The organism is Streptomyces sp. SID13726, from assembly GCF_010548375.1.
Taxonomy (GTDB): Bacteria; Actinomycetota; Actinomycetes; order Streptomycetales; family Streptomycetaceae; genus Streptomyces.
The window spans coordinates 61,010-85,918 of sequence record NZ_JAAGLY010000029.1 but is presented as its reverse complement, the minus strand read 5'-3'; the positions used below and the strand labels follow the sequence as shown (position 1 = coordinate 85,918).

At 72.8% G+C, this 24,909-nt stretch carries 24 protein-coding genes; 13 read left to right on the top strand and 11 right to left on the bottom strand.

Features of this window, described 5'->3' with window-relative positions; all coding sequences use genetic code 11:
• Nucleotide 1 precedes the first annotated feature (1 nt).
• Nucleotides 2-835, bottom strand: coding sequence for a methyltransferase domain-containing protein (locus G3I78_RS41400; protein ID WP_164434614.1), 834 nt, complete (start codon nucleotides 833-835; stop codon nucleotides 2-4).
• Nucleotides 836-1,004: 169 nt separating this feature from the next.
• Nucleotides 1,005-1,169, bottom strand: coding sequence for a hypothetical protein (locus G3I78_RS41395; protein WP_164434480.1), 165 nt, complete (start codon nucleotides 1,167-1,169; stop codon nucleotides 1,005-1,007).
• 104 nt (nucleotides 1,170-1,273) lie between these two features.
• On the opposite strand from G3I78_RS41395, the gene G3I78_RS41390 reads away from it, so the two are divergent.
• Nucleotides 1,274-2,896, top strand: a complete 1,623-nt coding sequence (locus G3I78_RS41390; protein ID WP_164434612.1) for an ATP-binding cassette domain-containing protein — start codon at nucleotides 1,274-1,276, stop codon at nucleotides 2,894-2,896.
• A 19-nt stretch (nucleotides 2,897-2,915) separates the two neighbouring features.
• Here the strand turns inward: G3I78_RS41390 and G3I78_RS41385 are convergent, their stop codons facing one another.
• Nucleotides 2,916-4,013: a Vms1/Ankzf1 family peptidyl-tRNA hydrolase gene (locus G3I78_RS41385; protein ID WP_164434610.1), complete on the bottom strand. Its 1,098-nt coding sequence runs from the start codon at nucleotides 4,011-4,013 to the stop codon at nucleotides 2,916-2,918.
• A gap of 65 nt (nucleotides 4,014-4,078) precedes the next feature.
• Between G3I78_RS41385 and G3I78_RS41380 the strand changes: the two genes are divergently transcribed.
• Nucleotides 4,079-4,360, top strand: a complete 282-nt coding sequence (locus tag G3I78_RS41380) for a DUF6158 family protein (RefSeq protein ID WP_164434663.1) — start codon at nucleotides 4,079-4,081, stop codon at nucleotides 4,358-4,360.
• 129 nt (nucleotides 4,361-4,489) lie between these two features.
• Here G3I78_RS41380 and G3I78_RS41375 read toward each other — a convergent pair whose 3' ends face one another.
• The 6 genes from G3I78_RS41375 to G3I78_RS41345 all read right to left on the bottom strand — a co-directional run bounded on the left by G3I78_RS41375 (nucleotide 4,490) and on the right by G3I78_RS41345 (nucleotide 10,736).
• Nucleotides 4,490-6,625, bottom strand: a complete 2,136-nt coding sequence (locus tag G3I78_RS41375) for a catalase (protein WP_164434608.1) — start codon at nucleotides 6,623-6,625, stop codon at nucleotides 4,490-4,492.
• Entirely contained in the window at nucleotides 6,625-7,167 is a 543-nt protein-coding gene (locus tag G3I78_RS41370) for a type 1 glutamine amidotransferase domain-containing protein (RefSeq protein ID WP_164434606.1), read from the bottom strand. The genes G3I78_RS41375 and G3I78_RS41370 overlap by 1 nt, the downstream gene beginning before the upstream one ends.
• 6 nt (nucleotides 7,168-7,173) lie before the next feature.
• Complete coding sequence (locus G3I78_RS41365) at nucleotides 7,174-7,803, bottom strand: diguanylate cyclase (protein ID WP_164434603.1); 630 nt, start codon at nucleotides 7,801-7,803, stop codon at nucleotides 7,174-7,176.
• Nucleotides 7,800-8,282 carry a CBS domain-containing protein gene (locus tag G3I78_RS41360; protein ID WP_343243973.1) on the bottom strand — a complete coding sequence of 161 codons (483 nt, stop codon included), beginning with the start codon at nucleotides 8,280-8,282 and terminating at the stop codon, nucleotides 7,800-7,802. Before G3I78_RS41360 ends, G3I78_RS41365 begins: the two co-directional genes overlap by 4 nt.
• Nucleotides 8,279-8,665, bottom strand: coding sequence for a DUF2795 domain-containing protein (locus G3I78_RS41355; RefSeq protein ID WP_164434601.1), 387 nt, complete (start codon nucleotides 8,663-8,665; stop codon nucleotides 8,279-8,281). The genes G3I78_RS41360 and G3I78_RS41355 overlap by 4 nt, the downstream gene beginning before the upstream one ends.
• Nucleotides 8,666-8,939: 274 nt before the next feature.
• Entirely contained in the window at nucleotides 8,940-10,736 is a 1,797-nt protein-coding gene (locus tag G3I78_RS41345; protein WP_164434598.1) for a thiamine pyrophosphate-requiring protein, read from the bottom strand.
• Nucleotides 10,737-10,983: 247 nt separating this feature from the next.
• Between G3I78_RS41345 and G3I78_RS41340 the strand changes: the two genes are divergently transcribed.
• The 4 genes from G3I78_RS41340 to G3I78_RS41325 all read left to right on the top strand — a co-directional run bounded on the left by G3I78_RS41340 (nucleotide 10,984) and on the right by G3I78_RS41325 (nucleotide 15,163).
• Nucleotides 10,984-11,781 carry an RNA polymerase sigma factor SigF gene (locus tag G3I78_RS41340; RefSeq protein ID WP_164434596.1) on the top strand — a complete coding sequence of 266 codons (798 nt, stop codon included), beginning with the start codon at nucleotides 10,984-10,986 and terminating at the stop codon, nucleotides 11,779-11,781.
• Between the two features lie 282 nt (nucleotides 11,782-12,063).
• Nucleotides 12,064-12,708 carry a hypothetical protein gene (locus tag G3I78_RS41335; protein ID WP_164434594.1) on the top strand — a complete coding sequence of 215 codons (645 nt, stop codon included), beginning with the start codon at nucleotides 12,064-12,066 and terminating at the stop codon, nucleotides 12,706-12,708.
• Nucleotides 12,709-12,863: 155 nt separating this feature from the next.
• Nucleotides 12,864-14,108 (top strand): aminotransferase class I/II-fold pyridoxal phosphate-dependent enzyme, encoded by a 1,245-nt coding sequence (locus tag G3I78_RS41330; protein WP_164434592.1) that lies wholly within the window; start codon nucleotides 12,864-12,866, stop codon nucleotides 14,106-14,108.
• On the top strand, nucleotides 14,105-15,163 hold the full coding sequence (locus G3I78_RS41325) for an MBL fold metallo-hydrolase (protein WP_164434591.1): 1,059 nt from the start codon (nucleotides 14,105-14,107) through the stop codon (nucleotides 15,161-15,163). Before G3I78_RS41330 ends, G3I78_RS41325 begins: the two co-directional genes overlap by 4 nt.
• A gap of 4 nt (nucleotides 15,164-15,167) precedes the next feature.
• On the opposite strand, the gene G3I78_RS41320 is transcribed toward G3I78_RS41325, so the two are convergent.
• Entirely contained in the window at nucleotides 15,168-15,788 is a 621-nt protein-coding gene (locus G3I78_RS41320) for a VTT domain-containing protein (protein ID WP_164434589.1), read from the bottom strand.
• Complete coding sequence (locus G3I78_RS41315; RefSeq protein WP_164434587.1) at nucleotides 15,785-16,558, bottom strand: MBL fold metallo-hydrolase; 774 nt, start codon at nucleotides 16,556-16,558, stop codon at nucleotides 15,785-15,787. Before G3I78_RS41315 ends, G3I78_RS41320 begins: the two co-directional genes overlap by 4 nt.
• Before the next feature lie 83 nt (nucleotides 16,559-16,641).
• Between G3I78_RS41315 and G3I78_RS41310 the strand changes: the two genes are divergently transcribed.
• The 7 genes from G3I78_RS41310 to G3I78_RS41280 all read left to right on the top strand — a co-directional run bounded on the left by G3I78_RS41310 (nucleotide 16,642) and on the right by G3I78_RS41280 (nucleotide 24,872).
• Entirely contained in the window at nucleotides 16,642-17,043 is a 402-nt protein-coding gene (locus G3I78_RS41310) for a hypothetical protein (RefSeq protein ID WP_164434585.1), read from the top strand.
• A 73-nt stretch (nucleotides 17,044-17,116) separates the two neighbouring features.
• Entirely contained in the window at nucleotides 17,117-19,210 is a 2,094-nt protein-coding gene (locus G3I78_RS41305) for a phage holin family protein (protein WP_164434583.1), read from the top strand.
• A 97-nt stretch (nucleotides 19,211-19,307) separates the two neighbouring features.
• A complete protein-coding gene (locus G3I78_RS41300) occupies nucleotides 19,308-20,369 on the top strand; it encodes a MoxR family ATPase (RefSeq protein WP_164434582.1) in 1,062 nt (353 codons plus the stop codon).
• A 59-nt stretch (nucleotides 20,370-20,428) separates the two neighbouring features.
• On the top strand, nucleotides 20,429-22,162 hold the full coding sequence (locus tag G3I78_RS41295; RefSeq protein ID WP_164434658.1) for a hypothetical protein: 1,734 nt from the start codon (nucleotides 20,429-20,431) through the stop codon (nucleotides 22,160-22,162).
• Nucleotides 22,163-22,226: 64 nt separating this feature from the next.
• Entirely contained in the window at nucleotides 22,227-22,652 is a 426-nt protein-coding gene (locus G3I78_RS41290; RefSeq protein WP_164434580.1) for an OsmC family protein, read from the top strand.
• 95 nt (nucleotides 22,653-22,747) lie between these two features.
• Complete coding sequence (locus G3I78_RS41285; protein WP_164434578.1) at nucleotides 22,748-24,106, top strand: hypothetical protein; 1,359 nt, start codon at nucleotides 22,748-22,750, stop codon at nucleotides 24,104-24,106.
• 7 nt (nucleotides 24,107-24,113) lie between these two features.
• Nucleotides 24,114-24,872, top strand: coding sequence for a glycerophosphodiester phosphodiesterase family protein (locus G3I78_RS41280; protein WP_164434575.1), 759 nt, complete (start codon nucleotides 24,114-24,116; stop codon nucleotides 24,870-24,872).
• Nucleotides 24,873-24,909 lie beyond the last annotated feature (37 nt).

Genomic DNA, 24,909 nt, shown 5'->3' with positions numbered 1-24,909 from the left:
CTCAGGCGCTCTTGCGGCACAGGATCTCGCCGTGCAGCACGCAGAACCAGCCGTCCTCCCGCTCTCCCCACTTCCGCCAGGAATCCGAGACGGCCCGCAGCTGCTCGGCGGTGGCGTGGCCGCCCTCGGTGGCCCGCTCCGCGTAGGCCGAGGCGAGCGTGCGGTCGGCCCACAGGCCGCTCCACCACTCCCGCTCCTCGGCGGTGGAGTAGGTCCAGGTGCCGGAGGTGGCCGTGATGTCCGTCAGTCCCGCCGCCAGCGCCCAGGACTTCAGCCGCCGCCCCGCGTCCGGCTCGCCGCCGTTGGCCCGGGCCACCCGCCGGTACAGGTCCAGCCAGTCGTCCAGTCCCGCAGACGCCGGGTACCAGGTCATGGCCGCGTAGTCCGAGTCGCGGACCGCGATGTACCCGGTCGGCCTGGTGACCCGCACCATCTCGCGCAGCGCCCGCACCGGGTCCCCGACGTGCTGGAGCACCTGGTGGGCGTGGACCACGCAGAAGGTGTCGTCCGGGAAGTCCAAGGCGTGCACGTCCGCGACCGCGAAGTCGACGTTCGTCAGGCCCCGTTCGGCGGCGGTGGCCCGCGCCTGCTCCAGGACGCCCGCCGCCTGGTCGACGCCGGTGACATGACCGTCCGGCACCAGCGCGGCCAGGTCGGCGGTGATCGTGCCGGGACCGCAGCCGATGTCCAGGACCTTCATATGGGGCTTCAGCGAACCGAGCAGGTAGGCCGCGGAGTTGGCGGCGGTACGCCAGGTGTGCGAGCGCAGCACGGACTCGTGGTGGCCGTGCGTGTAGACGGCGGTCTCCTGCGGCTTTTCCTGAGGTCTCGACATGACAGAACCGTACGCCCGCATGTCGAATGGTGAGACCCCCGTATTGGAATGTGGACTGACGGATGATCAGTTCCCGGGGATCGGCCGGTACACGGTCAGCGCCTCGGGCAGCTTCTCCAGCGTCACCTCGCCTCCACCTCGGTCACCTCACCGTCGTGGGCGAAGTGGTTCAGGGTGCCGCTCGCACTCCACGATCTCGGCGGTCGCTCGGGACGTGCACGCCGGTGCAGACCCGCGACAGCGCGACCGACCAGGCGAGCGGGGCCACGACGGCGCCCCACGCCGGGGACTCCAGGGCGACGCCGGTCGCGAAGGCGGCGGCGGACGCGCCCACGCGGCGGAGCCGCTCAGGGAAACAGCCCCGCGCCCCTGAGTGGCTTCCGGCACCGTGAGTTATGCGTTTGCCCAGGTCTTGCTTCTGCGTCGACAATGCGGCCCATGGGACATCTGGAAGCCGCACACCTCGAGTACTACCTCCCCGACGGGAGGGCGCTGCTCGGCGATGTGTCGTTCCGGGTGGGCGAAGGGGCTGTCGTGGCCCTGGTCGGGCCCAACGGGGCCGGGAAGACCACCCTGCTGCGGCTGATCTCGGGGGAGCTGAAGCCGCACGGCGGGACCGTCACCGTGAGTGGCGGGCTCGGGGTGATGCGGCAGTTCGTGGGGTCCGTGCGGGACGAGTCGACCGTACGGGATCTGCTGGTGTCGGTGGCGTCGCCCCGGATCAGGGAGGCCGCCGGGGCCGTGGACCGGGCCGAGCATCTGATCATGACCGTGGACGACGAGGCCGCCCAGCTGAAGTACGCGCAGGCCCTGGCCGACTGGGCCGAGGTGCGCGGCTACGAGGCCGAGACGCTGTGGGACATGTGCACCATGGCCGCGCTCGGGGTGCCGTACGACAAGGCGCAGTTCCGGCAGGTGCGGACGCTGTCCGGCGGTGAGCAGAAGCGGCTCGTGCTGGAGGCGCTGCTGCGCGGCGCCGACGAGGTGCTGCTGCTCGACGAGCCGGACAACTACCTCGACGTGCCCGGCAAGCGCTGGCTGGAGGAGCGGCTCAAGGAGACCCGCAAGACGGTCCTCTTCGTCTCCCACGACCGGGAACTGCTGTCCCGGGCCGCCGAGAAGATCGTGTCGGTGGAGCCCTCGCCGGCCGGGGCGGACGCCTGGGTGCACGGAGGCGGTTTCGCCACCTACCACGAGGCCCGGCGCGAACGCTTCGCGCGCTTCGAGGAGTTGCGCAGGCGCTGGGACGAGAAGCACGCGCAGCTGAAGAAGCTGGTGCTGAACCTCCGTCAGGCCGCCTCCATCAGCCATGAGTTGTCCTCCCGGTACCAGGCCGCCCAGACCCGCCTGCGCAAGTTCGAGGAGGCCGGTCCGCCGCCCGAGCCGCCGCGCGAGCAGGACATCAAGATGCGGATCAAGGGCGGCCGTACCGGCGTAAGGGCCGTCACCTGCAAGGGACTTGAGCTGACCGGGCTGATGAAACCCTTCGACCTGGAGGTCTTCTACGGCGAGCGCGTCGCCGTGCTCGGCTCCAACGGCTCCGGCAAGTCGCACTTCCTGCGGCTCCTCGCGGGAGACTCCGGCGTGGCGCACACGGGGGAGTGGAAGCTCGGGGCGCGCGTGGTGCCCGGACACTTCGCGCAGACCCACGCCCACCCCGAGCTGTTCGGCCGGACCCTGCTGGACATCCTCTGGAAGGAGCACGCCCAGGACCGGGGCCCGGCGATGTCCCGGCTGCGCCGCTACGAGCTGACCGGCCAGGCCGAGCAGAGCTTCGACCGGCTCTCCGGCGGCCAGCAGGCCCGTTTCCAGATCCTGCTCCTGGAGCTCCAGGGCGTCACCGCGCTCCTCCTGGACGAGCCCACGGACAACCTCGACCTGGAGTCCGCCGAGGCCCTTCAGGAGGGCCTGGAGGCCTTCGACGGCACGGTCCTCGCCGTCACGCACGACCGCTGGTTCGCCCGGTCCTTCGACCGCTATCTGGTCTTCGGCTCGGACGGGCGGGTGCGGGAGAGCGACGGGCCGGTGTGGGACGAGCGGCGCGTGGAGCGGGCCCGGTAGACCCGGCGCCCGAGGGCTCTCAGGCCCAGCGCAGCAGGGCGCCCAGGCCGCCCACCGGCGCCTCGTCGGCGGTGACGGACAGCGCCGGCGCCCCCGTCGCCACCGCCGACCTGATCAGCGCGTCGTCCGCGCGGGCCGACCAGGAGTTCTGCTCGCCGAGGATCTTCAGATCCGTACGGCGGACCGCCAGCTGGTCGGGGTCCTCGCCGATCCACACCTCGCGGTGCGCGTCGGGGCCGTCCGGGTGGACCAGCAGCTCGTCGATACGGTGCTCACGCGCCGCCTCGACCAGCGCGGGCACGCCCTCCACGGCCCCGGGACGCCCGTCGTCGCCCGGTGCCCGGGCCGCGCGGAACCGTTCCAGCTCGCGCTCCGCGCGCTGCCGTACATGCCCCGCGCGGGCGTCCTCGACGTCCTCGTCGAGCAGCCGGCTGCCGGCGCCGTGTCCCGCCTCGACGACCAGCGCGTGCAGCCGCTTCGGCAGCCGCTCGTGCACGGACCGCTTCTCGCGCTCGTCGCCGACGAGGACCAGCAGGTCGGCGCCGGTCTCCTCCTGGCAGACGGCGAGCGCGTCGGCGATCTCGGCCGCGTTGTGCTCCCAGGTGTTCTCCACCCGCAGCTGGAAGTGCCGCTCCGACCAGTCCGACGAGGACGTCCGGTGCACGGGCCACGGCCGGCCGGAGACCGCCCCGGCGCCCTGCCGTCCGAAGGCCCCGCGCAGCTCGATGTCGGCACCCTTGCGGTCGACGTACGCCACCACGCACACCGGGTCCTCACCGGCCAGTTCCAGCAGCGGCGCGGCATGCGGCAGCGCGGCCCAGCGGACCAGGCTCCCGTCGGGGGACCTGGTCAGGGGCAGGCGCAGGGCGACCTCGCCGGCCCGCGCGAAGACGGCCCGGCCGTGCGGCTCGGACGAGTGCCGCAGCTCCTCCAGGGACTCCCGTACGGCCCGGCAGGTCGCCTCGTCGGCCCCCTGCCGGGACAGCTCGCGGGCCGCCGCCGCGGCTGTGAGCAGGCGTTCGTGGGGCGTGTCCGCCGTGTGACGTGAGGTGTCGACGTACACGGAGGCCCAGGGGCCCGGATGTTCGTAGAGTGGATGCAGGAAAGCGAGATCCATGGTTCCCTCCCGGATGCCGCTCGGGGGCAGTGCGGTAGTGCTCGCCGGGCGGGTACCCGAAGCGCATCGACGGACACGACGAGCGGGGTACCACGATGACCGGAGTCGACCCCAGCCGGCTGGACGACCAACAGCTCATGAAGGAGCTGGAGACCATCCACCGCACGCGCCACGACACGCTGCTCTACGGCTCGAACGACGCCCTCAGGGCCCACAACGAGCGCATGGCCCGCCTGGAGGGCGAGTATCTGCGTCGTAACCCGCACCGCATGGTGGCGGCGGGCCGCACGCGGGAAGGGGCCAGGGACCGGCGGCGGGGGGAGTCGGCGACCCCGGCGCTGGACTGACGGGGGCTGCGACGGCGGACGGTGACTCCGGCGCTGGACTGACGGAGGCCGCGACAGTGAAACGGTGACCCGCCGATCACGTGATCAGCGGGTCACCGGTGTCGTGTGCCGTGTGTCGTGCCCGGGGACTCAGTGCCGGGTCGGCAGCCGGTCCCAGTGGCGGTGCGCGGCGATCGACGCCACGAACGCGTCCAGGAACTCCTCGCCCGCCGGACCCGGCGACGTCTCGGTCACCACGCCGTGGTCGGCCACCACACGGTGGAACTCGGTGGACAGCCGCAGCCCCTCCGGCTCCAGCGACGACAGGATCCCGACGCCCGAACCGAGCGCGGCCACCGGCTTGCCGTGCCGGTAGGCGTCCCGCACGAAGCGCATCGCGTCCGGATCGCCGGCCGCGGGCGGGGTGCCCACCGGGCCGCCGGGCAGCAGTACGGCGTCGTAGAGCACCGAGGCCACGGTCGGCAGCGCGCGGTCGACGGTGTACAGCTCCCCGTCGGCGCCCCGCACCTCGCCGTCCGCCGGTGCCAGCGCCTCCACGATCGCGCCCTCGGCGGCCAGCCGCTCCCGCACCGAGGTCACCTGCTCGGCGTCGATCCCGTCGGTGACGAGGACCGCGATCTGCCGGGTGCGGATCGATCCGTCGCCCCGCTGCGCCTCCAGGCTGAGCGCGGGGGAGGCGAGCTTGGTCGGCTCCGTGGCGGGCCCGGGCGGCTGCGGCACCCCGATACCGCGCGCCACCTCGGCCGCCAACTCCCCGTTCACCTTGGCGAGTTGCTCGACGGTACGGGCCCGCACCGCCCGCGCGCCGACCTTGCCCAGCTCGAACCGGAACGCCGCGACGATGTGCTGCTTCTCCCAGTCGGTCATGCTGTTCCAGAACAGCGCCGGCTGGCTGTAGTGGTCCTGGAAACTCGGGCTGCGCCGCCGGATCTTGTGCCCGTCCACGCGCTCCGCGTAGTGCGTGAACGCCTTCCCGTCCACACCGGCGTGGGCCGGGCAGCCGCCGCCGAGGGAGTTCGGGAAGTAGTTCGTGCCCTGGTGGATCGCGCCCTGGTGGTAGCCGTCGCGCTGGTTGGTGCGCACCGGCGCCACCGGACGGTTCACCGGCAGCTGGGCGAAGTTGGGCCCGCCGAGCCGGATCAACTGGGTGTCCAGATAGGAGAAGTTGCGGGCCTGGAGCAGCGGGTCGTTGGTGAAGTCGATACCGGGGACGACGTTGGCCGTGTGGAAGGCGACCTGCTCGGTCTCGGCGAAGAAGTTCTCCGGGTTGCGGTCCAGCACCATCCGCCCGATCGGCCGGACCGGCACCTGCTCCTCCGGGATCAGCTTCGTGGCGTCCAGCAGGTCGAAGTCGAAGGCGAACTCGTCCTCCTCCGGCACCAGTTGGACACCCAGCTCCCACTCCGGGTACTCGCCGGCCGCGATCGAGTCCCACAGGTCGCGCCGGTTGAAGTCCGGGTCACGGCCCTGGCACTCCTGGGCCTCGTCCCACACCAGCGAGTGCGAGCCCAGCCGCGGCTTCCAGTGGAACTTCACGAACGTGCCGCGCCCCTCGGCGTTCACGAACCGGAAGGTGTGCACGCCGAAGCCCTGCATCATGCGGTAGCTGCGCGGGATCGCCCGGTCCGACATCAGCCACATGATCGCGTGCAGCGTCTCCGGCTGGAGCGACACGAAGTCCCACAGGGTGTCGTGCGCGGAGGCTCCGGTCGGGATGTCGTTGTGCGGCTCGGGCTTCACCGCGTGCACGAAGTCGGGGAACTTGATGCCGTCCTGGATGAAGAAGACCGGGAAGTTGTTCCCGACCAGGTCGTAATTGCCCTCGGACGTATAGAACTTGGTGGCGAAGCCGCGCACGTCCCGCACGGTGTCCGCCGAGCCCTTCGGGCCCTGCACGGTCGAGAACCGCACGAAGACCGGCGTACGGACCGCCGGGTCCTGGAGGAAGGCGGCGCGGGTGAACTCGGCGCAGGACTCGTACGGTTCGAAGTAGCCGTACGCGCCCGCGCCCCGCGCGTGCACCACCCGCTCCGGGATCCGCTCATGGTCGAAGTGGGTGAGCTTCTCCCGGAAGTGGAAGTCCTCCATGAGCGTCGGACCGCGCTCACCGGCGGCGAGCGAGTCGTCGGTGTGGTCGACCTCGACGCCCTGGTCGGTGGTGAGCGGCCGGGCGGCCGGGTCGTCGGCGTGGAAGCCCTCACGTTGGCGCTGCTTGCGGTCGGCGGGGTCGGCGGGGTCAGCGGGCCGGCCGTCGGTGCGGTCCATCACGCGGCCTCCTTCGTGAACACGTCGAGGAACGTCTCGCAGAACGCCTTGAGGTCGTCCGGTTTGCGGCTGGTGACCAGCTTGTTGTTCCCGTGGTCGCAGACCTTGACCTGCTCGTCCACCCAGGAGCCGCCCGCGTTGCGGATGTCGGTGCGAAGGCTCGGCCAGGAGGTGAGCACGCGGCCCCGTACGACGTCCGCCTCGACGAGCGTCCAGGGCGCGTGGCAGATCGCGGCCACCGGGCGGCCCTGTTCGAAGAAGGCGCGCACGAACGCGACGGCCCTCTCGTCGGTCCTCAGGAGGTCGGGGTTGGCGACCCCGCCCGGCAGCACCAGCCCGCCGAAGGAGTCCGCGGACGTCTCGCCCACGACCTCCTGCACGGGGAACGTGTCGCCCTTGTCGAGGTGGTTGAAGGCCTGGATCCTCCCGGGCCGCGTCGAGACGAGCACGGGCTCGTGGCCCGCGTCCACCGCCGCCTGCCACGGATCGGTGAGCTCGATCTGCTCGACACCCTCGGGCGCGGTCAGAAACGCGATGCGCATGATGGTTCAACTGCCTTTCCTGGAAAGCTTCTTCCTTGCACGGGCTGTGCGCACGCAGCGCAACAGCTCCTCCCCGTAGGGCAGCAGCACACAGGTGCCGATCGCGGCGCCGATGCCCGCGAGATAGGCGGGCGACGGCGGCCGGCGCCGGGGCACGAGCCGCCAGGCGTCCCGGTGTCCCCGTCCACCGCGCGTCAGGGCCCTGACCTGGTCGGCGTGCAGACACATCAGGGCGGCCAGCGCGCCGAACGGCAGCGACTCCAGAAAGCTGTGGATGTGCTGCTCCAGCGGCTTGACCTCACGGTCGCTCTCCACCGCCGTACGCACGTCCCACAGCGCGGTCGCCTCGTGCACCGCGGCGCCGCCCAACTGCACGGTGAGCAGCAGGGGGTTGACCTCGTAGCGCAGGGTCAGCGCGATGGGGATGCCGACCTCCGCCATCATCAGGGAGTGGATCAGGGACTCCTTGGTGCCCGACGTCTCCTCGATCCGGGTGCGCCGGTGCATCACCCAGTCGGCGAGCCCCGGCACGAACCAGCTGGGCAGCAGCCCGTAGAGGAGATAGCGGGTGGTCACGTCACCCACGTCGACCGTGGCACCGGTTGCGCTGATCTCGGCGGCCCGGGCCCGGGTCATCCGGCTGCCCCGGCTTCCCGACCGGGCTCCGGAGCGGCTTCCCGATGGGCTGGGCCGACGGCTTCCGGATCGGCCCGGCTGACGTCCGCGAGCGCCGACCGCGAGTCCCCGGCCTCGGCGAGGTCCCCGAGGCTCACCATGCCGACGGGCAGGCCGTCCTCGACGACCGGCAGCCGGCGTACGGCGTGCGCGCGCATCAGCGCGACCGCCTGCTCCACCGGGTCGCCCGGGGCGACCGTCAGCGGATCGGGCGTGCACACCGACCGGGCGCTCACCGTCAGCGGGTCCACGCCGTCGGCGACGGCACGGACCGTGATGTCCCGGTCGGTGAGCATCCCGACGACCCGCTGGCCGTCGGCCACCACCACATCGCCGATGTCCTGCGAGCGCATCAGCCGTGCCGCCTCGACCAGCGAGGCGTCCGGGCGCACGGCCACCACACCGGGCGTCATCACGTCCCGTACCAGCTCGGCCGTCACGGCGCGCCCTCCGTCGCGGTCAGCGCCCGCGCGAGTTCCTGGAGGCCGCCGTAGCTCTCCTTCGGCGGCAGCCCCTCCACGGCCTCGACGAGGACGTCGGGGGCGTTCTCCCGGCGCAGCACCCGCGCCAGCCGCCCGGCGGTGGCGGGGAACGAACCGCGGCTCAGGACACGGGCCAGTTCGAGCCGGACGGTCTCCAGGGACGCCCCGGCGCTGCCCGGCGCCACGGGCCCGCCCCAGACCTGCGGATCGTCGTCGGCGGTCGGCTCCGGGTCGTTCCACTCCTCGCTCCGGGTGGGGTGCCCGGAGCGGAGCAGACCCTGGAGTTCGTGCTTCATCTCGTCGTCGCGGTGGCGGCTCAGCCGGTCGCTGCCTCGCTGCATGTCTCCCTCCAGATCTTCGGGGTCCGCACCGCGTACCCGAGGACCGGAGGCCGACACGAGGTTTGCCCCACGGAAGCGCGGAGACCCGGCCCGGACCCCCCGCGCACCTCCCCCGGGAAGGACATGGCGATGGTGGCCCTCGCCGCGCTCATACCGATCCTCATGCTCGGCGTGGTGCTCGCGCTGGGCCGGTACGAGGAGCTGATGCTGCCCGAGCCGAAGGGCGACCGGACCGAACCGGACGCCCTCCCGGTGGCTGTTCCCTCTCCCGTGGCTACTTCTTCTCCCGCCCCGGCAGGAACTCCTGCACCTTCGCCTTGAAGCCCTGCTTCACCATGGACGCCCGGTCCGCGTCGCCCTTGAGGATCGAGGCGGCCGTGGCCTCCATCTGCTCCCAGGTCGCGTGCGGCGGGATCGGCGGTACGGCCGGGTCGGTGAGGAACTCCAGGACCGCGGGCCCGTCCGCCTCAAGGCCGGCCCGCCAGGCGGCCTCGACGTCCTCCGGCTTCTCCACCCGGATCCCGGTCAGGCCGAGCGAGCGGGCGAACGCGGCGTACTGGACGTCCGGGAGCTGCTGCGAGGGCAGGAAGGACGGGGCACCCTCCATGGCCCGCATCTCCCAGGTCACCTGGTTGAGGTCGTGGTTGTTCCAGACGGCCACGATCAGCCGCGGATCCTCCCACAGCTCCCGGTACTTCGCCGCCGTGATGAGCTCCGCGAGCCCGTTCATCTGCATCGCCCCGTCCCCGACCAGCGCGATCGCGGGCCGGTCCGGATGCGCGAACTTCGCGCCGATGGCGTACGGCACCCCCGGGCCCATCGTCGCCAGCGTGCCGGAGAGCGACGAACGCATCCCGGGCCGCATGGTCAGATGCCGGGCGTACCAGTTGGCGGTGGAGCCGGAGTCCGAGGTGACGATCGCGTTGTCGGGCAGCAGCGGGTCCAGGGCACGCGCCACGTACTCCGGGTTGATCGGGTCCGCCGACTGCTGCGCCCGCCGCTCCATCACCCCGTGCCAGCGTGAGACGTTGTCGCACACCGTGTCGTACCACTCGCGCCCGCCGCGCTCCACGTCGAGCATCGGGATCAGCCGCTGGAGGGTGGCCTTCGAGTCGCCGACGAGGTTGACCTCGTAGGGATAACGCATCCCGATCATGTTCGGGTCGATGTCGATCTGCACACCGCGCGCCTTGCCGAACTCCGGCAGGAACTGCGTGTAGGGGAAGGAAGATCCGATGGTCAGCAGCGTGTCGCAGTCTCGCATGAGTTCGTACGACGCCTGGGTGCCCAGCAGGCCGATCGACCCGGTGACATAAGGGAGTTCGTCGCTCAGGGCGTCCTTGCCGAGCAGCGCCTTGGCGACGCCCGCGCCGAGCAGTTCGGCGATCCGCTCCACCTCGGCCCGCGCTCCGGCCGCGCCCTGACCGATCAGGATCGCGGGCTTGTCACCGGAGTTGAGGATCTCCGCGGCCCGCTCCAGCGATTCCTCGGAGGGCACCGCAGTCCAGGCGCTGCGGTCCAGGCTGGACGGCACCATCTTGAACTCGTGTGTGGGAGCCGAGTAGTTGAGCTCCTGGACGTCGCCCGGGACGATGATCGCCGTGGGGCAACGGCGGGCGTACGCGGTGCGGATCGCCCGGTCCAGGACGTTCGGCAGCTGCTCGGGGACCGTCACCGTCTCCACGAACTCCGAGGCCACGTCCTTGAACAGGGTGTGCAGGTCCACCTCCTGCTGGTACGAGCCGCCCATCGCGGTGCGGTGCGTCTGGCCGACGATCGCCAGCACCGGCACATGGTCCAGCTTCGCGTCGTACAGGCCGTTGAGCAGATGGATCGCGCCGGGCCCTGAGGTCGCCGCGCACACTCCGAGACGGCCGCTGAACTTGGCGTAGCCCACCGCCTCGAACGCGGACATCTCCTCGTGCCGCGACTGCACGAACCGCGGCTGGTCGTCGGCCCGGCCCCAGGCCGCCAGCAGACCGTTGATGCCGTCGCCCGGATAGCCGAAGACATGGTCCACACCCCACTCGCGCAGCCGCTCGAGGATGTGATCGGACACCTTGGTGCTCATGGACTGACCTCCCGGACATGGATGGCACAGGCAGCCTTACGAGTCACCCTGCGGACCGGCGGAAAACCTGCCCCGGTGTTTGCCATGCGGTGCCGGGGGCAGGCGCAGTCTCAGTGCTTCGGACCGGAGGCACGTCCGTGGGAGCGGCCCATGCCGCCACGGTCGCGTCTGCCCCGGTCTCTTCTCCCAGACGCTCTCCCACGTCGCTCGTCCAACCCAGAGCACGATCTAGGGAGTTGCGACGCACATGCCCACTCCAGTGAGCGCGAAGCACCACCCGCACGACGACGCCCCCGACACGGCCGAGGCCTTCCGCAGGCTGGCCGCACTGCCTCCGGGCGCCGAGCGCGACACCCTGCGCGGACAGGTCGTCGAGGCCTGGCTGCCCATGGCCAACCGGCTGGCCGGCCGCTTCCGCAGCCGCGGTGAGAGCTTCGACGACCTGCGTCAGGTCGCCGCCCTCGGCCTGGTCAAGGCCGTCGACCGCTACGACCCCGCACGCGGCAACGCCTTCGAGAGCTACGCCGTCCCCACCATCACCGGCGAGATCAAGCGGCACTTCCGCGACCACATGTGGACCCTGCATGTGCCGCGCCGGGTCCAGGACCTGCGCAACCGCGTCCGCTTCGCCTGCCAGGACCTCTCCCAGACGGTCCAGGGGCGCCGGCCCACCGTCGCCGAGATAGCCGAGCACGCACGCATGAGCGAGGCGGACGTGCTGGTCGGTCTGGAGGCCCTGGAGAGCTTCACCGCGCTCTCCCTCGACGCCGAACTGCCGGGCAGCGAGGACGGCTACTCGCTCGCCGACGCCCTCGGCTCGCCGGACCCCGCGCTGGACACGGTCGTCGACCGCGAGTCCGTCAAGCCCCGGCTGGCCGCGCTGCCCGAGCGGGAGCGCGCCATCCTCTACATGCGGTTCTTCGGCGACATGACCCAGAGCCGGATCGCCGAGCAGCTGGGCATCTCCCAGATGCACGTGTCCCGGCTGATCAGCCGCTGCTGCGGACGGCTGCGCGAACAGATCATGCGCGACGCGGCGGCGTGAGCCCGTGCGATGAGCTGCGAGGTCTGAGCACTGATCACTGAGTACTGCGTGCTGAGCACCGGGTGACGGGCCGTGTCATCGGCCCCAGCCCCGCGTGACGGCCCGCCCCCGGCGTCACCCACTCGGCCCTCCCCGTCCCGCCAATGGCCTCCGGCCGCGCGCGGGACGGGGAGGGCCGGGCTGTGATGGCCGTGGGTGCGACCGTCGCGCCCTCGGCCCGGTCGTCGCCACCCCGACGCCCGACGACGGGCCCCGCAGCCGTCGGCCGAAGGAGTCCGCCCCATGCGCCGCACCGCCCGTCTCCGGGCCCTGTCCGTCGTCCTGCCCGTGCTCGGGATCGCCCTGGGCGCGTCCGTGCCGACCGCCTTCGCGGACCCGGCCGCCGAGGTCAGTCCGAGCAGTGTCCAGCCGGGCGGCAGCGTCACCGTGTCCGTCACCTGCGACCCCGGCGCGGGCACACCGCCCGCGACTCTCGACGCCACCTCGGAGGCGTTCGACACGGACACCGTCCGACTGCAACTGGTGCCTGCGAACGACAACGCGACGGCCGGGCCCGCCTACCGCGGCACCGCGCGCGTCGCCGCCGACCAGGAGCTCCAGGACGGCGCCGACGGCGTCGGCCCGGACTCCGCGTGGACCGTCGATGGCACCTGCCCCGGCGCGGACCGCGGACCGGGCAAGGCGTGGAGCGCCACCTTCACCGTCCGGCGCGGCGGCACCGACAGCGGCGGCGGTCGCCGTCCGTGCGCCGAACCGCGCACCGAGACCTGCGACGCCGCCGCCATCCAGCGCCCCGTCCGGGCCGGCCAGGGCGGCACCTTCACCGACAACGTGCCCGCGCTGGTCGTCGGCGGCCTGCTGATCGCGGGCGCCGGGGCGGGCGCCGTCTACCGGCTGCGCCGCAAGGCCCCCGCGGCGGACGTCTGAGGCGAAACGCCGGAGCCGTGTGACCGGTGCAACCCGCACGGGCGCCCATGGCCTGGTGGCCGTGTGGGTACGGAGAACGCGAGGAACGCGCGAGGCGCGCGAGAACGAGACGGCGGACCGGAAGAGCCCGCCGAGAGCGGCGCACGGAGGTGACCATGCGGACGGACCCCGAGGGCCACGGCCCCGTCCGCTACGGCCCCCCGCTGCCCGACGACGGCCTGCCCGTACTGCCCGACCTCACCGCCGTCCTCGCCGCCGCGGCAGCCCGCCCCCGGGCCGAACCCGTCGGCGGCGGCCCCCCGCTCCTGGAGGCCGCCTGCGGCTACGCCGCCCGGCGCGGACTGCCCGCCCGGCCCGACCACGTGGTCGCCGCCCCCGGCGCCCCCTCCCTGCTGCTCGCCCTGACCGCCGCGCTCGGCGGCGACGTCCTGGTGCCTCGCCCCTGCGCCGCCTGGTGGGCGCCGTACGCACGGCTGTTGGGCAGACCCGTCTTCCACGTGGCGACACCGGCCGAGTGCGGCGGTGTCCCCGACCCGTACGCCCTCCTGGAGACCGTGCGCCGGGTGCGTGCCGAGGGCGGTGACCCGCGGCTGCTGGTGCTGTCCGTCGCCGACGACCCCACCGCCACCGTCGCCCCGCCCGAGGTGCTGCACGAGACCGTCGAGGCCGCCGCGGGCGAGGGCCTGCACCTGGTCAGCGACGAGACCTGGCGCGACACCGTGCACGCCCCGCAGGAGACGGTGCTGCTCAGCCCCGCCGAGATGCTGCCCGACCGGGTCACCGTCGTCACCGACCTGGCCGGCGGACTGCTGCCCACCGGCTGGCCCGCAGCCTTCGCCCGCTTCCCGGCGAACGGCCACGGCGACGGCCTGCGCGCACGCGTGCTGGACATCCTGACCGCCCTCGGCGCCCGGGTCGCCGCCCCGGTCGCCGAGGCCGCCGCCCACGCCCTCACCGAGCCCGAGCCGGTCACCGCCCACCGCACCGCCGTGGTGGGCCTCCACGCGCGCGTGGCCGCCGCCGCGCACGCGGTCGTCGTCGGCGCGGGTGCCCTCTCCCGGCCCCCGCGCGCGGGCCGCCACCTCTACGTCGACCTCGGCCCCCTGCGCCCCGCGCTCACCGCGCAGGGCGTCGGGGACGCCCAGGACCTGGAGGACTTCCTCACCGCCCGGCTCGGCATGCCCGCGCCCGGCGGCCACCGCTTCGGCGACGACCTCGGCGCGCCGCGCGTACGGCTCGCCACCGGCCCGCTGCTCGGCGGAACGGACGAGGAGCGCACGGAATGTCTCAGCTCACCCACACCGTTGGAACTGCCACACGTGCAACGCGCGTTGATCACCCTGAAGTCGGTCTTCGACGACCTCCGCGACGACGCTCAGCGATGGGAGCCTCCTCGATGACGCAGCAGTCCGAGTCGACCACCAGCACCAGCACCCGAGTGGCCGACGAGCCCTCCGTCCCGTCCTCCTTCGCGCCCCCGTCCCCGCCGCTCGCCGAACCGCGCCCGCTGGGCGAGCGCAGAGTGTGGCCGCGGTCCTTCCACGACCGCCTGACCGCCCCGCTGCCGGGTCTGAAGGCCATGGCCCGCTTCGCCCGCGAGGGCGCCGTACGCCCCGGCCCCGAGGGTCTCGCCGACATCCCGAAGCTGCCGTACGAACCCGGCCCGCTGCCCGCCGTGGACGCCGGCACCGTCGCCGTCTCCTGGGCGGGGCACGCCAGTTGGGTGGTCCGCGTCGGCGGCCTGACCGTCCTCACCGACCCGGTGTGGTCCCGCCGCATCCTCGGCACCCCGGCCCGCATCACCCCGGTCGGCATCGACTGGAGCGCGCTGCCGCGGATCGACGCGGTGGTCATCAGCCACAACCACTACGACCACCTCGACGCCCCGACCCTGCGCCGCCTGCCGCGCGACACCCCGGTCCTCGTCCCGGCCGGCCTGGCCCGCTGGTTCCGCCGCCGCCGGTTCACCGCGGTGACCGAGCTGGACTGGTGGGAGGCGGCCGAACTGAACGGCGTCCGCTTCGACTTCGTCCCGGCCCACCACTGGTCCAAGCGCTCCCTCACCGACACCTGCCGCAGCCTCTGGGGCGGCTGGGTCATGACGTCCGGGACCGGCCAACGCGTCTACTTCGCGGGCGACACCGGTTACGGCCACTGGTTCTCCCGCATCGGCGACCGCTACCCCGGCATCGATCTCGCCCTGCTCCCCATCGGCGCCTACGACCCCCGCTGGTGGCTCAGCGACGTCCACTGCGACCCGGAGGAGGCGGTGCGGGCGGCCCAGGACCTGGGTGCGAGAAGGATGGCCCCCATGCACTGGGCGACCTTCGTCCTGTCGGCGGAACCGGTGCTGGAGCCGCTCACGCGGGTGCGGGACGCCTGGGAGAAGGCGGGCCTGGCGCGGGAGGACCTGTGGGACCTGCCGGTGGGCGGATCGAGGGTGCTGGACCGATGAGCCGTCAGCCGGTGGACCGGACCCGCTTCCACACACCCGGTGCCACACTGATCGCCACGGTCAGCGCGACCGCCGCCACCACGCCCTCCCAGGGCTCCTTGAACAGCGAACCCCCGAGAATCCCGATCAGCTGATACGTCACGGCCCACGCCAGACAGGCGGGCAGATTCCCCCGCACGAACCGCCTGAGCGGCCACTCGGCCATCAGACAGGCCAGCATCACCGGAATCCGCCCCGCCGGCACTAGCCGGGACAGCACCAGCACGGCCACCCCGTGGTCGGCCAGCTTCCCCTGCGCCTGCGCGAGCCGCTCCTCAGGCGCCCGGGACCGGATCGCCTCCAGCCACCGCGACCCGTTCTTCGACCCCATCCCGCGCCGCCCCAGCCAGTACAGCGCCACGTCCCCGAGGAACGCCGCCGTGGACGCCGTCACGAACACGAACAGCAGCGAGAGAGGCGCCGTCTGATGAAAGGCCACGACGGCCGCCGAACTCACCAGCGCCCCCGTGGGCACCACCGGCACCAACGCCCCCAGGAACACCAGCAGGAACAGGGTCGGATACCCGATCGCCTGTCCCGCGGCCCCCGGCGTCGCGCCTGTGGAGGCCGCCGCCAGCCACGTCACCGCGCGACCTCCAGCCGCACACTCTCCCCGTGCTCCAGCCGGTGCACGTCCACCTCCGGCGCGAACTCCGCCGACAGCCGCACGAACTCCGCGCCCGGCGCGTGGAATTCGTGCGGCCGCACCGCGTCCATGCCGATCGGCCAGTACGTCCCGTAGTGCACCGGCACCGCGCTGCGCGGCGCCAGCCGGCCCAGCGCCCGGGCCGCGCGCCCCGCGTCGAGGTGTCCCTCCCCGAGATACGGCCCCCACCCGCCGACCGGCAGCAGCGCCACGTCGACCGGCCCGACCTCCTTCGCCATGTCGTCGAAGAGCCCGGTGTCCCCGGCGAAGTACGTCCGCGCCGAGCCCTCGACGACGTACCCGAGGGCCGGGGAGCGGTGCGGTCCGACCGGCAGCCGCCGTCCGTCGTGCCGCGCGGGGACGGCGCGTATCACCAGGTCGCCCACGCGCGTCTCGTCCCCCGGTGCCATCTCGTCGATCCGGAGGTGGGTGAGCCGGCGCAGCCCGGGCACCTGGCGTGGTGCGCCCCGGGGCACGAGCAGACGCGTGCCCGGCTCCAGCCGGGCCAGCGAGGGAACGTGCAGGTGGTCGGCGTGCAGATGGGAGACGAGCGCCACGTCCGCGCGCCAGGCGGCGGGGGGTGGTACCGCTCCCCGACGCCGGCGCAGATGCGCGAGCCGGCGGGCGAACAGAGGGTCGGTGAGCACACGTACGTCCGAATCCGCGACCGTGCAGGTCGCGTGACCCCACCAGGTGATCTCCACCGGCACCTCTTTGCCTCCTTCGCGCGACTCCCCGAAGCCTACGGGCTGGAGTAGGGTCGGCGGCGAAACCCGGAGGTGAGGGGGACACCATGGGACCGGTCCGTGTCACGGCGATCGCGAGTCTGACGCCGCTGGAGGAGCTGGACGCGGACCCCTTCCTGGTGGACTCCCGCAGCCAGCACGCCATGTGCGCCCGCTGGGCCGCCGAGCGCGGCTACACCGTGCGGCGGGAACTTCTGGTACGGGGCCTGCGGGCCGACCACTGCGTGCTGTGGGACGGCGTCCGCCCCGGCACCGACGTCTTCGTGGCCCCCAGCCGCCGGGTCCTGGAGAGCGCCCTGTCCTCGGTGGAGGAGTTCACCGCCGAATGCGCCCGGCGCGGGGTCCGGGTCGAGACCGTGGGTTTCGCCGAGCCGTTGTACGACGCCCAGATGAAGGCCAGCGTGCACCGCAGGCTGTCGATGCCGACCGCGGGCTACGACGGACGCTGACTGTCCGACCCGTGTGACACGCTGGTTCCAGCGCCCGCAGCGACGACGGGCCGGGACGTGAGGTGGACGGGGCGTGGGCGCAGGGCGTTGGCGGCGGGTGGCCAGTCAGGTCGGGCGGAGCATCACGGTGTGGGCCGTCTCCACGCTCACGATGCTCGTGCTGGCCGGCATCCTGCCGGACTTCCGGCTCCAGTCACCGAGCGGCGACAGCGCGACCCGGATCGCCGTCACCGCCGCGTTCGGGGCCGGTGCCTTCGGTGTGCTGTCGGCCGTGGTCTGGCCGCTGCTGGTCCGCCTCTTCCTGCTGGTGCCGACGCTGGTGCTCGGGCTCCTGGTCTTCTTCCTCAACGGCGCGCTGCTGCTGCTCGCCCTGCGCCTGAACCCGGCCGAGCGCGGTGACGCTGCCCCCGAGACCGCGGTCGTGGTCGCCGCCGTCATGTCGGCCGTCGCCTCCGCCACCGGCGGTGCCCTCGCCGTCCGCGACGACGACGCCTACCGCCGCCGTCTCTACCGCCTCTCCGACCGCCGCCGCAGAGGCCGCCCCGCGGGACCGGCCACCCCGGGCACCGTCTTCCTCCAGCTCGACGGCGTCGGCCACGACGTCCTGCTCGCCGCCGTCGGCAAGGGCCTGATGCCCACGATCGCCCGCTGGACCGGCCACGCCGTCGTCCCCGGCCGCGGGGCGCGCCCCACTCACCGGCTCACGCCCTGGCGCACCGACTGGTCCAGCCAGACCGGTGCCAGCCAGCTAGGCATCCTGCACGGCAGCAACCACGACGTCCCCGCCTTCCGCTGGTACGAGAAGGACCGCGGCGAGGTGATGGTCTGCAACCGCCCGACCAGCGCCGTCGAACTCCAGCGCCGGGCCGTCGAGCACACCGGCCACGGCGGACTGCTCGCCGTCGACGGCGCCAGCCGCGGCAACCTCTTCTCCGGCGGCGCCGAGGAACAGGCCCTCGTCCTGTCCATCGCCACCCGCCGCCGCAGCCGCGAGACCCGCTCCCGGGCGGGCTACTTCGCCTACTTCTCCGACCCCGCCAACGCCGTCCGCACCGCCATGTCCTTCTTCGCCGAGGTCGGCCGCGAGATCGGCCAGTCCACCCGCGCCCGGGCCCGCAAGGAGCGCCCGCGCGTGGGCCGCGGCGGCCTGTACCCGCTGGTCCGCGCCTTCGCGACCGTCGTCGAGCGGGACGTCGTGGTCGCCGCCGTCATGGGCGACATGCTCGCGGGCCGTACGGCCGTCTACGCCGACCTCGTCGCCTATGACGAGGTTGCCCACCACTCCGGGCCGACGAGCCGGGACGCCGCGAAGGTCCTGGAGCGGCTGGACCGGGCGCTCGCGCTGATCGAGAACGTCGCCGAGCACGCCCCGCGCCCGTACCGGATCGTCGTCCTGTCCGACCACGGTCAGAGCCCCGGCGAGACCTTCCGCACCCGCTACGGACTCACCCTGGGCGACCTGGTCCGGGCCGGCTGCGGACTGCCCGTGCCGCGCAAGGCCGAGCGCACCCACAGCGGGGCCGAGGCCCGCGCCGCCGTCCGGGCCGCGCTGCGCAGACCGGGCAAGGAGGGCCGCGAGCTGAACCGGCCCGCGCGGGGCTCCGAGCCGATCGTGCTGGCGTCCGGGAACCTCGGCCTGGTCTCCTTCCCCGATGTGCACCACCGGATGAGCAAGGAGGAGATCGACGCACGGCACCCGGCGCTGCTGACCACGCTCGCCAACCACCCCGGCATCGGCTTCCTCCTGGTGCGCAGCGAGAAGCACGGCGGGGTGGTGCTCGGACCGTTCGGCACCGAGATCCCGCTGGATCAACTGGACGAGAATCCGGGGCCGTTGGCCGACTTCGGGCCCGGTGCGGCCGAGGCGGTCCGGCGCACGCACTCCTTCCCGCACACCGCCGACATCATGGTCAACTCGTGGTTCGATCCGGCCGACGGCGAGGTGCTGGCCTTCGAGGAGCAGATCGGCTCGCACGGCGGGCTCGGGGGCGCGCAGGCCAAGCCCTTCCTGCTGTCGCCGCTCACCCTGTCGGAGCCGCCCCAGGACCTCGCCGGGGCCGAGCAGGTCCACCAGCTGCTGCGGGCGTGGCTGGACGAGGCGGGCGGCCCCCAAGTCCCCGTGGACAAGGCGGAGAAGGCGGAAAAGTCGGAGAAGAAGGCCGCGTAGCCGCCCGCCCCGGGAAAATCAGCTGCGTCCCTCCGGCTCGCCGCCCACACTGTTCGAGTCGCCCCCTTCTTCTCGAACTCTCCCTGGAGCTCCCCTCTTGCAGGCTGCCGTCACCGTCCCGCCCTCCCGTATCCCCGAACTCCTCCTCGGCCTCGCCACCGTCCGGCCGGTGTTCATCTGGGGCGCGCCCGGCATCGGAAAGTCCTCCCTGGTCAGGGAGTTCGCCGCGTCGCTCGGGCTGGAGTGCGTGAGCCTGATCGGGACACAGCTCGCCCCGGAGGACCTCATCGGGGTGCCGCAGATCCGGGACGGCCGGTCGGTGTTCTGCCCGCCGGAGTCCATCGCCAGGGACGAGCCGTACTGCCTGTTCCTGGACGAGCTGAACGCGGCCACCCCGGACGTGCAGAAGGCGTTCTACTCGCTGATCCTGGACCGCCGTATCGGCGAGTACGAACTCCCCGAGGGCTCCATCGTCATCGGCGCCGGGAACCGCGCCACCGACAACGCCCTCGCCCGGCCCGTCGCCTCCGCCCTCGTCAACCGGCTCGCCCACGTCCACCTGGAGGCGTCCGCGAAGGACTGGCTGGTCTGGGCCGCGGGCAACGGCATCCACCCCTGGATCCTGGACCACCTCACCGACCGCCCCGACCATCTGTGGTCCAGGCCGCCCAAGACCGAGGAGCCCTTCTCCACGCCCCGCTCCTGGCACATGCTCTCCGACGCCCTGCACTCCTTCGGCCGGGACCTCGACGAGGAGACCCTGAAGGTCCTCGCGCACGGCACCCTGACCCCGGTGCACGCGACCGCGTTCTGCGGATACGTCAAGATCGTGCGCAGCAAGTTCGGCATCGAGGCGATCATCAAGGGCGACGCCCGCTGGCCGAACCGCCTGGAGGACCGCGACCTGCTCTACTACCTCGCCGAGTCCTTCCGCGGCCGGCTCGTCAAGGAACTCCCGGTCAGCAAGGACCACATGTCGGCGAACGGCCGGCAGACCGCGTACCGCGCCAAGTCGCTGCTGGTCCAGCTCGCCGAGATCTCCGTCGAGGTGGCCCAGACCGTCATCGCCTCCGACGCCGACGGCAACCCCGTACTGCCCTCCTGGTTCCTCGTCGAGGCGGCCCGTGACATGCCCCGGCTGGTGGAGGCGCGGCGGTGAGCCGCGGTTCCGACAAGAAGAAGAAACGGGACCTCGCGGCCGAGGCGTTCGCCGAGGGCATGCGGCTGCTCAAGACCAACCCGGCCCTCGCGGCCGTCGAGTTCGACGTCTGCCGTCACGAGACCTGCGAGTACGCGCCCCGGGACGGGCTCGTGGTCGTCGACTCCTACGGCGAACTCCACGTCAGCCCCCAGCGGTTGGCTGAGCCCGCCGCCTGGGCCTGGGCGCTCGCGCACGCCGTCCTGCACCTCGGCTTCGGGCACGTCCCCGCCGTGCGGGGCCCGCGCGTCCAGCCGGACCCGTTCGAACTCGCCGCCCGCTGCGTCGTCGTCAACCGCTTCCTGCTCGGCTTCCCCGTCGGCGAGACCCCCGAGCACCTGCCCGCCGCCTACCCGGACGGCGACGAGGAGCGGCTCGCCGCGCGCTGGCGGCGCGACGGACTGCCCGCCGCCTACGAGCACTGCGGCACCGCGCACGACCGCCCCGACCAAGTGCTGATGCCCTGGCGCGGCTGGTCCGTCCAACCCCCGGACCACCAGATGGCGTTCGCCACCGCGCTCACCAGGACCGTGTCGGCCGCGATGGACATGGCCGGCGGACGACGGGACTCGCTGGACGGCGAGGCACCCGTGAAACGCCCCTGGCAGGCAGCCCTGAGCTGGTTCGTCTCCTCCTACCCCCTCCTCGGCGGCATCGCCGCCGGCATCAAGCTGGTCGCCGACGCCGAACTCACCCGCGCCCACGGCATCTCCATCGCCGCGGTCGACCCCGAGGCCGGGGAGATCTACGTCAACCCGCTGCGCACCTTCGAGGAAGAGGAGTGGCGGTTCATCCTCGCCCACGAGATGCTGCACGCCGCCCTGCGCCACGGCGACCGCCGCGGCGCCCGCGACCCCTTTCTCTTCAACGTCGCCTGCGACTACGTCATCAACGGCTGGCTGACCGAGATGGAGGTCGGCACCATGCCCGAGGGGCTGCTGCACGACCCGCAGCTCGCCGGTCTGTCCGCCGAGGAGGTCTACGACCGCATCGCCGGCGACCTGCGCAGACAGCGCCGGCTCGCCACCCTGCGGGGCAAGGGCGTCGGCGACATCCTCGGCGGCCCGCTCGGATCGCCCCGCGACCACGTCGACCTCGACGAGTTCTACCGCCGGGGCCTGTGCCAGGGCCTGGACCTGCACCAGCAGAAGGACCGCGGCCACCTGCCCGGCGGCCTGGTCGAGGAGATCCGCGCGCTCAGCCATCCGCCGCTGCCGTGGGACGCCCGACTCGCGCGCTGGTTCGACGAGTTCGTGCCCAGCCCGCGGCCCGTGCGGTCCTACGCCCGTCCCTCGCGCCGCCAGTCCTCCACCCCCGACATCCCCCGCGCAGGGCGCTACTTCCCGCCCGAGGAGATCGCCCGCTGCACCTTCGGCGTGGTCCTGGACACCTCCGGCTCGATGGACCGCACCCTGCTCGGCAAGGCGCTGGGCGCCATCGCCTCGTACGCCGGGGCCCGGGACGTACCGGCCGCCCGGGTCGTGTTCTGCGACGCGGCCCCGCACGACGCCGGCTATCTGCCCGTGACGGAGATCGCCGGCCGGGTCCGGGTGCGCGGCCGCGGCGGCACCGTCCTGCAGCCCGGCATCGACCTGCTGCACCGCGCCGACGACTTCCCGCCCGGCGCCCCGGTCCTGGTGATCACGGACGGCTGGTGCGACGTGCTGCGGGTACGCCGCGAGCACGCGTATCTGATCCCGAAGGGGGCTCGGCTGCCGTTCACCTCACGGGGGCCGGTGTTCCGGGTGAGCTGAGTCGTAGGGTGTGATCGGATCGATCCCGCACCCCCATCAGCGGGACCACAGGAAAGGACTGACCGTGGCTACCACGCGCTCCGCACACACCGTCTGGGAAGGCAACCTGCTCGAGGGCAACGGAGTCGTCACCTTCGACTCCTCCGGCATCGGCCAGCAGCCGGTGTCGTGGCCGTCGCGCGCCGAGCAGGCGAACGGCAAGACCAGCCCTGAGGAGCTGATCGCCGCCGCCCACTCCAGCTGCTTCTCCATGGCGCTGTCGCACGGCCTTGCCGGTGCCGGCACCCCGCCCACCAAGCTCGTCACCTCCGCCGACGTCACCTTCCAGCCGGGTGAGGGCATCACCGGCATCCACCTCACCGTCGAGGGCACCGTGCCCGGCCTGGACGAGGACGGCTTCGTCGCCGCCGCCACGGACGCCAAGGCCAACTGCCCGGTCAGCCAGGCCCTGAAGGCCGTACCGATCACGCTGGACGCGAAGCTCGCCTGATCCCGAAGGCGCCGGGTCGCGCGGGCCGCCTGTCCGGGGCGGTCCGCGCGACGTCCGGTACGGGGACCAGAATCGGTGGGGTGGAAGGGAACACGATGATTCCGGGAACGTCCGGCGGTACGGCCGTACTCGACTCCGGCACCCGTCAACTCACCCGGGTCCTGGTGCTGTTCAGCCTCACCGGCCGGCTGGACCCGGAGCGCCCCACGCTCGGTCGGCTCGTCGACCGCTTCGACTTCGGCCGCTTCGGGCTGCACCTGAAGTCCAGCGAGGCCGTGCTGCCCGTACCGGTGCTCGTCGAGGACGTGCCGCCCGATCAGCTGCGGCTGCCGCACGGCGACCACGGACTCGCCCTGGCGTCCGCCGAGTTGGCGGTCCTCGCCACCCCGCGCGGTGACATCACCCTGGTCGTGGACTGCGAGTTCGCCGGACCGACCCCGGCCGCCGACCTCGCCGGATGGCTCGCGACCACCTGCTTCGACCGGGACGGCATCACCCTCGGCGGCCGGCCGCTGCTCACCGCGCTGGGGCAGCTGCTGCACCCCGTCGAGCCCCTGGCCTTCGGGCAGAACGTGCACCAACTCGTCTTCCCAGGCGGGGAGTTGCGCACGACCCTGCTGGACGCCGACGAGGCCCGGCTGCCCGTCGTGCTCAACGAGATCCTCTACCGCGGCCGGATGGGCGGCCCCCGCGCCTCCGTACCCGCCGTGCTGCCCAACCTGAGGAACCACGGCGCCACCCTCTCCGCGCACGGCCGCGGGGTCTCCGTCCACGCCGGCTGGGCCGAGCACGTGGAGAACGGCCTGACCCTGGTCGCCGTCGGCATGATCTCCGCCCTCGCGGTCCTCCAGCGCACCCGGCTGGCCGCGTTCGAGGCGATGCGGGCCAACGAACAGGCCTCGACACGCTCACCGTCCGAGGTCCGGTCACTGATCGCACAGCTCTCCGCCGGGGTCAACGAACTCCAGCTGGACCTCGCCTTCGGCGTGGAGGCGTACGTCGACAGCCTGCTGATCCCCGAGATGGTCATGGAGGCCTTCCAGACCTCCCTGCGCGACGCGCTCGGCGTCCGGGACAGTCTGGAGAACTCGGCCCGCATGGTCGAGCGGCTGACCTCGGTGATCAGCGCCCGCTCGGCGGCGCTGGACGCCGAGCTCTCGGAGCGCGACGACCGCCGGGACCGCACGGTCTCCGTACTGGTCGCGATCGCCACCCTGATCGCCCTGCCGCCGACCCTGCTGCTGGCGTTCTTCGGAGTCAACGCCACGACCGTGAACGTCCACCGCTCCATCTTCGACGCCCGCTACCTCCCCGCGTACCTCCTGGCCTGGGTGCCCTTCCTCGTGCTCGCCGCGATCGGATACGTCCGCATCATCCGGGTCGGCAGGCGCCGCGGCCCCCTGCTGACCCCGTCCGTCCCGGTCCCCGCCCAGCGCCCGCCGTCCGGGAGCTGACCGCCGTATGCCGGGCCGCCCCGCCGTCTCCGCCCACCGGGGCGGCTCCGAGCGCGCCAGGGCCGCCACCCGGGAGGCGTACGAGGACGCCGTCCGGTCCGGGGCGGAGTACGTCGAGTTCGACATCCGGCGTACGGCGGACGGGGTGTTCGTCGTCCACCACGACCCCCGGGTGGGGCCCGGCGGACCCCTGCTGGCGCGGATCACGCACGCCGAGCTGAGCGAGCGGGCCGGGTACGCCGTGCCGGTCGTCGACGAGGTCATGTCACTGATCGCGGGGAGGCTGATCGGCCACCTGGACCTCAAGGAGACCGGGTACGAGCGGGAGCTGGTCGACCGGGCGGTGGCGCTGCTCGGGGAGGACGGGTTCGTCGCCACCACCCTGGAGGACCGTTCCGTCGCCGCCGTGGCCCGGGCCTTCCCCCGGGTGCGCACGGCCCTGTCGCTGGGGCGGGACGGCAAGGAGATCGCCCGGTCCCGGCTGGCAGGCGTCCGGCTCAGCGAGCTCCTGCCGATGCGCCGGGTGCGCGCCTGCGGCGCGGGCGGGGTGGCCGTGCACCAGCGGCTCGCGCGGGCCAACGTGCTGCGCGAGGCGGTCCGCCACGATCTGTTCACCATGGTCTGGACGGTCAACGACGAGCCCCTGATGCGGTCCTTTCTCGACCATCCGCGCGTCGACGTCCTGATCACCGACCGGCCCCGGAGGGCCGTCGCCCTGCGCGGCGAGCGGCACGAAGCGCGTCCGACGGGGTACCCGTCCCATTGACAAGAGCGCACTCAAGTTTTGTGCTGGAGTGCGGGAT

Bases quoted from the DNA above. Each gene is read 5' to 3' on its own strand.
- G3I78_RS41375 (WP_164434608.1), bottom strand. From the start codon at position 6,625: ATGGACCGCACCGACGGCCGGCCCGCTGACCCCGCCGACCCCGCCGAC.
- G3I78_RS41310 (WP_164434585.1), top strand. From the start codon at position 16,642: ATGGGACCGGTCCGTGTCACGGCGATCGCGAGTCTGACGCCGCTGGAG.
- G3I78_RS41330 (WP_164434592.1), top strand. From the start codon at position 12,864: ATGCGGACGGACCCCGAGGGCCACGGCCCCGTCCGCTACGGCCCCCCG.
- G3I78_RS41335 (WP_164434594.1), top strand. From the start codon at position 12,064: ATGCGCCGCACCGCCCGTCTCCGGGCCCTGTCCGTCGTCCTGCCCGTG.
- G3I78_RS41340 (WP_164434596.1), top strand. From the start codon at position 10,984: ATGCCCACTCCAGTGAGCGCGAAGCACCACCCGCACGACGACGCCCCC.
- G3I78_RS41325 (WP_164434591.1), top strand. From the start codon at position 14,105: ATGACGCAGCAGTCCGAGTCGACCACCAGCACCAGCACCCGAGTGGCC.
- G3I78_RS41345 (WP_164434598.1), bottom strand. From the start codon at position 10,736: ATGAGCACCAAGGTGTCCGATCACATCCTCGAGCGGCTGCGCGAGTGG.
- G3I78_RS41365 (WP_164434603.1), bottom strand. From the start codon at position 7,803: ATGACCCGGGCCCGGGCCGCCGAGATCAGCGCAACCGGTGCCACGGTC.
- G3I78_RS41400 (WP_164434614.1), bottom strand. From the start codon at position 835: ATGTCGAGACCTCAGGAAAAGCCGCAGGAGACCGCCGTCTACACGCAC.
- G3I78_RS41295 (WP_164434658.1), top strand. From the start codon at position 20,429: ATGCGGCTGCTCAAGACCAACCCGGCCCTCGCGGCCGTCGAGTTCGAC.
- G3I78_RS41355 (WP_164434601.1), bottom strand. From the start codon at position 8,665: ATGCAGCGAGGCAGCGACCGGCTGAGCCGCCACCGCGACGACGAGATG.
- G3I78_RS41385 (WP_164434610.1), bottom strand. From the start codon at position 4,013: ATGGATCTCGCTTTCCTGCATCCACTCTACGAACATCCGGGCCCCTGG.
- G3I78_RS41285 (WP_164434578.1), top strand. From the start codon at position 22,748: ATGATTCCGGGAACGTCCGGCGGTACGGCCGTACTCGACTCCGGCACC.
- G3I78_RS41370 (WP_164434606.1), bottom strand. From the start codon at position 7,167: ATGCGCATCGCGTTTCTGACCGCGCCCGAGGGTGTCGAGCAGATCGAG.
- G3I78_RS41280 (WP_164434575.1), top strand. From the start codon at position 24,114: ATGCCGGGCCGCCCCGCCGTCTCCGCCCACCGGGGCGGCTCCGAGCGC.
- G3I78_RS41390 (WP_164434612.1), top strand. From the start codon at position 1,274: ATGGGACATCTGGAAGCCGCACACCTCGAGTACTACCTCCCCGACGGG.